At 60.2% G+C, this 5882-nt stretch carries 9 protein-coding genes; 1 reads left to right on the forward strand and 8 read right to left on the reverse strand.

Annotation, left to right across the window (positions count from 1 at the left end):
- Positions 1 to 345: 345 nt before the first annotated feature.
- Genes AAFO90_RS23595 through AAFO90_RS23630 form a run of 8 tightly spaced genes read right to left on the reverse strand, consistent with a single transcriptional unit; the run spans position 346 to position 5040 of the window.
- Positions 346 to 672 (reverse strand): YnfA family protein, encoded by a 327-nt coding sequence (locus tag AAFO90_RS23595; RefSeq protein ID WP_040546036.1) that lies wholly within the window; start codon positions 670 to 672, stop codon positions 346 to 348.
- A 56-nt stretch (positions 673 to 728) separates the two neighbouring features.
- Entirely contained in the window at positions 729 to 2081 is a 1353-nt protein-coding gene (locus AAFO90_RS23600; protein WP_017467591.1) for an NAD(P)/FAD-dependent oxidoreductase, read from the reverse strand.
- A 22-nt stretch (positions 2082 to 2103) separates the two neighbouring features.
- Positions 2104 to 3534 carry a mercury(II) reductase gene (gene merA, locus AAFO90_RS23605; protein ID WP_057796628.1) on the reverse strand — a complete coding sequence of 477 codons (1431 nt, stop codon included), beginning with the start codon at positions 3532 to 3534 and terminating at the stop codon, positions 2104 to 2106.
- A 1-nt stretch (position 3535) separates the two neighbouring features.
- Entirely contained in the window at positions 3536 to 3673 is a 138-nt protein-coding gene (locus AAFO90_RS23610) for a hypothetical protein (protein ID WP_007803572.1), read from the reverse strand.
- Complete coding sequence (gene merF / locus AAFO90_RS23615; RefSeq protein ID WP_007803570.1) at positions 3670 to 4056, reverse strand: mercury resistance system transport protein MerF; 387 nt, start codon at positions 4054 to 4056, stop codon at positions 3670 to 3672. Before merF ends, AAFO90_RS23610 begins: the two co-directional genes overlap by 4 nt.
- Positions 4053 to 4304: a hypothetical protein gene (locus AAFO90_RS23620; protein WP_072629817.1), complete on the reverse strand. Its 252-nt coding sequence runs from the start codon at positions 4302 to 4304 to the stop codon at positions 4053 to 4055. The genes merF and AAFO90_RS23620 overlap by 4 nt, the downstream gene beginning before the upstream one ends.
- Positions 4305 to 4314: 10 nt before the next feature.
- Entirely contained in the window at positions 4315 to 4617 is a 303-nt protein-coding gene (locus AAFO90_RS23625) for a hypothetical protein (protein ID WP_040545980.1), read from the reverse strand.
- A 15-nt stretch (positions 4618 to 4632) separates the two neighbouring features.
- A complete protein-coding gene (locus AAFO90_RS23630) occupies positions 4633 to 5040 on the reverse strand; it encodes a mercuric transporter MerT family protein (protein ID WP_007803565.1) in 408 nt (135 codons plus the stop codon).
- Positions 5041 to 5131: 91 nt separating this feature from the next.
- Here AAFO90_RS23630 and AAFO90_RS23635 point away from each other — a divergent pair, with 91 nt between their 5' ends.
- On the forward strand, positions 5132 to 5530 hold the full coding sequence (locus AAFO90_RS23635; protein WP_040546033.1) for a helix-turn-helix domain-containing protein: 399 nt from the start codon (positions 5132 to 5134) through the stop codon (positions 5528 to 5530).
- The last annotated feature ends 352 nt before the right edge of the window (positions 5531 to 5882 follow it).

Below are 5882 nucleotides of genomic sequence, written 5' to 3' on the forward strand. Positions count from 1 at the left end.
TCTTTGTGGACGTCCAGCCCCACGTAAAGCGTTTTCGTCATTGGTCTTTCTCCTTCGAACTCTTCCGTGTTCGTCAGAAAACCACATCTGCGGCTCGCCCGCCGCAAAACGCTCATCTGGTCTAAGCAAAACCGGTCGTTCCTTCTCGATACAGCGAACGGCAGTTCAGAGCCCACTTTGACCGATGCTGCGTAAAGGATGTATCGCTGCTTTCGAGGGCGGTAGAAAACCTGCTTGATCGCAGCCGCGATGCGGAGGGAAAGCAGCGCCGAGTTGTCGGAACGCGTGAACCAAAAGGCGATCTAATCGAACGATTCAGCGCTTCACCCCGTCTGCGGCTGCCTCTCAAATACTGCGCGGTGCCCAGAGAATAATACCCGCACCGACAAGGCAAATGACCGCTCCAACTACATCCCATTGATCCGGGCGATGCCCTTCTACGCCCCATAGCCACAGCAGGGACGATACGATGTAAACGCCACCGTAGACTGCATAGGCGCGGCCCGCCTGATCGGCGGGGCTGAGCGCCAGTAGCCAGGCGAAAGCGGCAAGGGACAGCATGCCCGGTGCCAACCAAAACACGCTCTTGTCCAGCCGGAACCAGGCCCAGAAAGCAAAGCATCCGGCAATTTCGGCCAGCGCAGCGGCGAAGTAGATAAGAACCGTCTTCATCGGGCCAGACATACGTTCCGAGGAGGATCGGGTCTATTGCGAAAAATCTTTCAAATTCAGAGAAGCGAGCCCAAATCCGATCCAACACTTGGATAGGCCGCCGTCATCGACTTAAGTTGCTTGGCCGCCAGGCCCAGCTTGATTGCCAGCCCGAAGAAATTGATCAGTTCGCCGTATTCCGGGCCGAACAGGTGCGCGCCGAGGATCTTGCCGTTCGACTTGTCCACGAGGACCTTCGCGGCAGCAGAGGTCTCGCCGATCCGGTAGTTCGAATACCAATCGCCAGTGTCGGTGAACCGAACATCGACATCATACCCGGCGTCCCTTGCCTCACTTTCCAACATGCCGACACGCGCCACTTCCGGGACTGTGAAGACGGCTGTAGGAATACCGGCATAATCCGGTGCGGTCTGAGTGTCTTTGAGCATGTTGGAGGCCGCGACCTTCCCTTCGATCACTGCGACTGGCGTCAGCGGCATGCCATCGGTGTCGGCGGAATCTCCGGCGGCAAAGACCGCGCTGTTTGTCGTGCTTTGCAGATGCGGGGCTACAACGATGCCCTTGTCGCTGTAATCAACACCAGCCGCCTCAAGATTCAGATCGGCCAGGGCTGCCACACGGCCCGCGCCATGCACGACCAGATCGGTTTCGATTGTTCGGGTTTCATCGCCCGACTTCACCTCGACAGTGAATGCTCTACTGGCTTCCGAGACCGACACGATTTCGGTTTCGCGCATCAGGTCCACGCCGATACCGCCGCTGCGGTCGATCAGCATTTCGACCAGATCGGGATCGAAGCCGCGTAAGGGCCGGGCGCCACGATCCACGATGATCGGGTTGGCTCCGGCCCGTGCGGCGATATGCGCAAACTCGAAGGACACGAAGCCGCCACCGATAAAAAGAACCCGATTGGGAAGGGCCTCCAGGTTGAGGAAATCCGTGCTGTCGATCACGAGATCGGCCCCTGTGAAGCTCAGCGGCCTGGGCATGGCACCGGCGGCCACGAGGAACCGTTCCGACTGATATGCCGTTCCATCGACCTCCAGCGTGTTGCTTCCCGTGAACCGCGCGGCTCCATGCAGGGTTTCGACGCCGTTGCCCGACAGGCCCTTTTCCATCTTGTCCGGCACGGGATCGGTGAAGCCACGCTTGTGTGCCATCAGATCGGCCCAGTTGATCGACAGATCACCGGGATCGATCCCCTTGCCCTGCATGAGCCGTGCCGCGTCCATGATTTCCGCACCGCGCCGCAGGATTTTCTTTGGATCGCAGCCGCGCAATGCGCAGGTGCCGCCGTAGGGCAGCGCATCGACAATGGCGACACGCCATCCTGCCGCGCCACATTTGTTGGCCGCGGCCACGCCCGCCATGCCCGCCCCGATGACGATCAGGTCGTAGTCTTCATTCATTCTCCGGTCCTTGTCCTGATCTTCATCCGGCGCAGCAGCTCAACTTTGCCACGTCCATATCGAAGGTTTGCGCCGCCAGCTTCAGCCCTTCCACGGTCGTCAGATAGGGGAAGATCGTCTCCCCGAGCGCCTTTGTGGTCATGCCAAACTTCAGCGCCATAACGAGGGTCTGGATCGTATCGGACCCCTCGGGCGCGATGATCTGGCCGCCAAGCAGCCGGTCGGACTTTCTGTCCGCCACCAGCTTGATCAATCCGCGCGTGTCGCGTGCGGCCAGTGCGCGCGGCACCTGATCGAGCGGTACGATGGACGTCTTGACGTCGAGGCCCGCGTCCCGCGCCTGGGCTTCACCGAGACCGACGCCCGCGACCTGCGGGTCGGAAAACACCACCCAGGGCATCGCGGCGTTGTCGTAGCGATGGTCTTCGCCGAGAACCGCATTTTTGGCCGCGAGCTTTGCACCATAGGCCGCCATATAGACGAACTGGTCGCGGTCGGTCACATCGCCTGCGGCATAGATGCCGCGCACCGATGTCTGCATGTCCTCGCCGACGACGATGGACCCACGCGCGTCGGTTTCCACGCCGATTGCGTCCAGGCCCATATCTTTGGTATTGGCCCGCCTGCCAGCGGTCGAAACGAGGTGATCCGCCGTCACTTCGACAGGCTTTCCGTTCTGGATCACGCGCAGTGTCACGCCCGCGTCGTCGCGGCGCACAGTGTCGTAGCTTAACCCGGTCAGAAGGGTGATGCCTTCGGCCTCGAACGCCGCCGCCAATGCCTCCGAGACCTCTGGTTCCGCGCCGGGCAACAGATGCGAACGGGCGACAAGCGTGACCTTCACGCCCATGCGGCTCATCATCTGGGCCAGCTCCGCGCCGATGTAGCCCGCGCCGATGAAGATCAGGCTTTTCGGCAGTACTTCGAGTTCCAGAAGACTGGTGCTGTTGAGCGCGCCGATTTCCTCGATGCCGTCGATGGTCGGCAGAACGGGACGCCCGCCCGTGGCGATGATGGTCCTCGGTGCTTTCAGGGTTCGCTCACCGACTGTCACGCCACCTTCGATCAGCCGCGCGGGACCGGCGTCGATGTAATCGACATCCTCATATTCCGGCAGAAGGTCCGCGTATTTCTTCTGGCGCAGGGTCGTGACCAGATCGTCCTTGGACTGAACGAGCGTCTGCCAATCATCCACTTGTGCCCGTCCCGACAGGCCGGGGAACCGCTTGGCAGCCCCCGCACAGTGCACGGCCTCTGCCGCACGGATCATCGCCTTGGAGGGCACGCATCCCACGTTGACGCAAGTTCCGCCGATGGTGCCATGTCCTACGAGGGCGACACGCTTTCCGGCATCCGCGCCGGTAATTGCGGCGGAGAACCCCGCCGATCCGGCCCCAAGAACGATCAGGTCATAGCCGCCCTGTTCATCGTCGTTTTTGTTCAGGTCTTTCATCTCAGCGCGCCTCGCCATGTTCGGGGTCTTTTGGTCTGGCGGCGAGCAGATATATGACCGCGCCGATGGCGATCAGCGGTGTCAACATGCCGAGGAGGCCGAAGACCATGCCGGTGGCGGTGCAACATCCCATCATCATAAGAGCGATCCTTTCTTTTGCGCACGGTTCAGGAGAACCGCGTAGAGTGCTGTGGCGGCGAAAACGCCGATTGTGATCCGTATTGCGAACCTGAATTCGAGAAGAATGATCAGGATCGACAGGGCCACCGCGAGGCCGGTGGCCCAAAGTTTCGGGGCCGGTCCCGGTTTGCCAGCGCGCAGCCAAAGGGCCTGTGCCACCACGGCGAGGCTGAAAAACAGCAGCGGGAACAGGGCGTAATCGAGCCAGCCCGTGAGGGCCGACAATCCGACGCCAGCGACGATGACGACCAGAAGCGGTGTAAAGCAGCAGAGCGCGGCGAAGAGCGCACCGCCAAGCCCCCATTTCAGCAGACGGTCGGAATTTTCAGGTGTGTCAGTCAAGGAGCCGTCTTTCTTTGTGATGGGTCGGGGCCGGAGGCGCGTTTCATTTGCGAACGACGCAGTGCGCGGACGATCAGGTAGGTCAGACCCGCCAAAACCAGCACGGCAATGCCACTCATTCCAGAGAGCCAAGCCCCAACGCCGCCGAACAACGCTGCAAGCACGGCAGTTCCGCCGCCGCAGCAGACGACCACGACCGGAGCTGCTATTCCGAAGGCCAGCAGGCCACCCATCAGATTGTCACGCATTGCAGGCGGCTCAGGAGGCTGTGTCGGGCAGCACCTGCGCCGGATAGCCATTGGCCGTCACCGCGCCGATGATGCTTTCGATGGAAGTTTCGGCGTCATCGTAGGTCACGCTGTAAACACCCTGCCCGTATTCGGGGCCGTCCTCGAATGCGGCGATCTCGACCGACGGAACACCGCGCATCGAGCTGGCAACAATGAACGAACAGGACGGGCATGTCAGTTCGCTGACGGCGATCTCGACCTGGCGCTCTTCAGCGAGGGCCGGGGTCGAGAGTGCGACGATGGCCAGGGCGGATAACAGGAGATGCTTCATGGTCATGGTCCTCGTTCAGAATTTCAGGATGAAGGGGGTGATGTAGGGAAAGATCATGGCGACAGCGACAATCGCGGAAGCGGCCCAGAGGGTTGCGCGCATGATGCGGCGGTCGATGGGGCGGGCGCAGGTGCCATCGGCACAGGCCTCGGCATCTACAGGCTTGTAAGCCTTGTAGAAGCCGTATCCCAAAAACGCGGCGCTCAGCGCGAAGGTGTACCATTTGTAGGCATAGAGCGCCCCGAGCTGCGCGATGAACACGCCTGTCACGCCAAAGCTGACCAGCACCAATGGAAGGATGCAGCAAGAAGTCATCGCCAGCGCACCGAGGACGCCGAGGCCGGTCACGCCCCATCCCTTGGTGGTTTCGTCGCCAATTTTCTGCGACTGAGATTGCGGAAGTTCCGCCAAATGTTGTTCCATCGAATCTTCCTTGAACAGATGTTTCCACCGTTCTAGGGTCTGTAGTTGATACAGGCTCAAGGGATTTTTCGGCACAATGAGTAACACAAGCGTGAGATCAATTCGGCGGGGCGATTTGGCCCGCGCAACGGGCTGCAACCTGGAAACCATTCGCTATTACGAGAAAATCGGGATCATGCCGGACCCGCCGCGCAGTACGAAGGGCTACCGAAGCTACGACGATGCCCACGTCAAGCGGCTGAAATTCGTCATGCGGTCCCGCGATCTAGGCTTTTCTCTCGAAGAGGTTCGCGGGCTGCTTGGGCTGGTCGATGACCGATCCCGGACATGCGCCGAGGTGCAGATCATCGCCGAAGATCATCTGACTGACGTTCAGGCCAAGATTGCCGATCTGCAGCGCATCGAGCGCGTCCTGTCGGACACTGTTGCGCGATGCACCGGCGATGCTGCCCCAGAATGCGCGGTGATCGATGCGTTACTCGATGCTTAGTCCACCCTAAAGAAGAGGGGGCAACGGACCTTCGTGAACGGCGCAGCGAAAGCCCGAAAAGTCCCGCACTGTGTGATTTTATGCGCAGCGCAGCGAATGGCGGCTTTCACAAACGCAGGTTTGTAAAACGGATGTAAAATAGGCTCTCAGATAGCGAACTCGTGCATCTCAGCTCGTGTCTCAATGTAAATTCCGCAAAGGGTGCCAGCGTCAGGGAAAAATATTTCTTAGACCAGATGAGCGTTTTGCGGCGGGCGAGCCGCAGATGTGGTTTTCTGACGAACACGGAAGAGTTCGAAGGAGAAAGACCAATGACGAAAACGCTTTACGTGGGGCTGGACGTCCACAAAGA

The organism is Phaeobacter sp. CAU 1743 (assembly GCF_039839315.1).
Lineage (GTDB): Bacteria > Pseudomonadota > Alphaproteobacteria > Rhodobacterales > Rhodobacteraceae > Phycobacter > Phycobacter gallaeciensis_A.

Coding starts and splice junctions, on each gene's coding strand:
- AAFO90_RS23595 (WP_040546036.1), bottom strand. CDS start 672: ATGAAGACGGTTCTTATCTACTTCGCCGCTGCGCTGGCCGAAATTGCC.
- AAFO90_RS23600 (WP_017467591.1), bottom strand. CDS start 2,081: ATGAATGAAGACTACGACCTGATCGTCATCGGGGCGGGCATGGCGGGC.
- merA (WP_057796628.1), bottom strand. CDS start 3,534: ATGAAAGACCTGAACAAAAACGACGATGAACAGGGCGGCTATGACCTG.
- AAFO90_RS23610 (WP_007803572.1), bottom strand. CDS start 3,673: ATGATGATGGGATGTTGCACCGCCACCGGCATGGTCTTCGGCCTCCTC.
- AAFO90_RS23620 (WP_072629817.1), bottom strand. CDS start 4,304: ATGCGTGACAATCTGATGGGTGGCCTGCTGGCCTTCGGAATAGCAGCT.
- AAFO90_RS23625 (WP_040545980.1), bottom strand. CDS start 4,617: ATGAAGCATCTCCTGTTATCCGCCCTGGCCATCGTCGCACTCTCGACC.
- AAFO90_RS23630 (WP_007803565.1), bottom strand. CDS start 5,040: ATGGAACAACATTTGGCGGAACTTCCGCAATCTCAGTCGCAGAAAATT.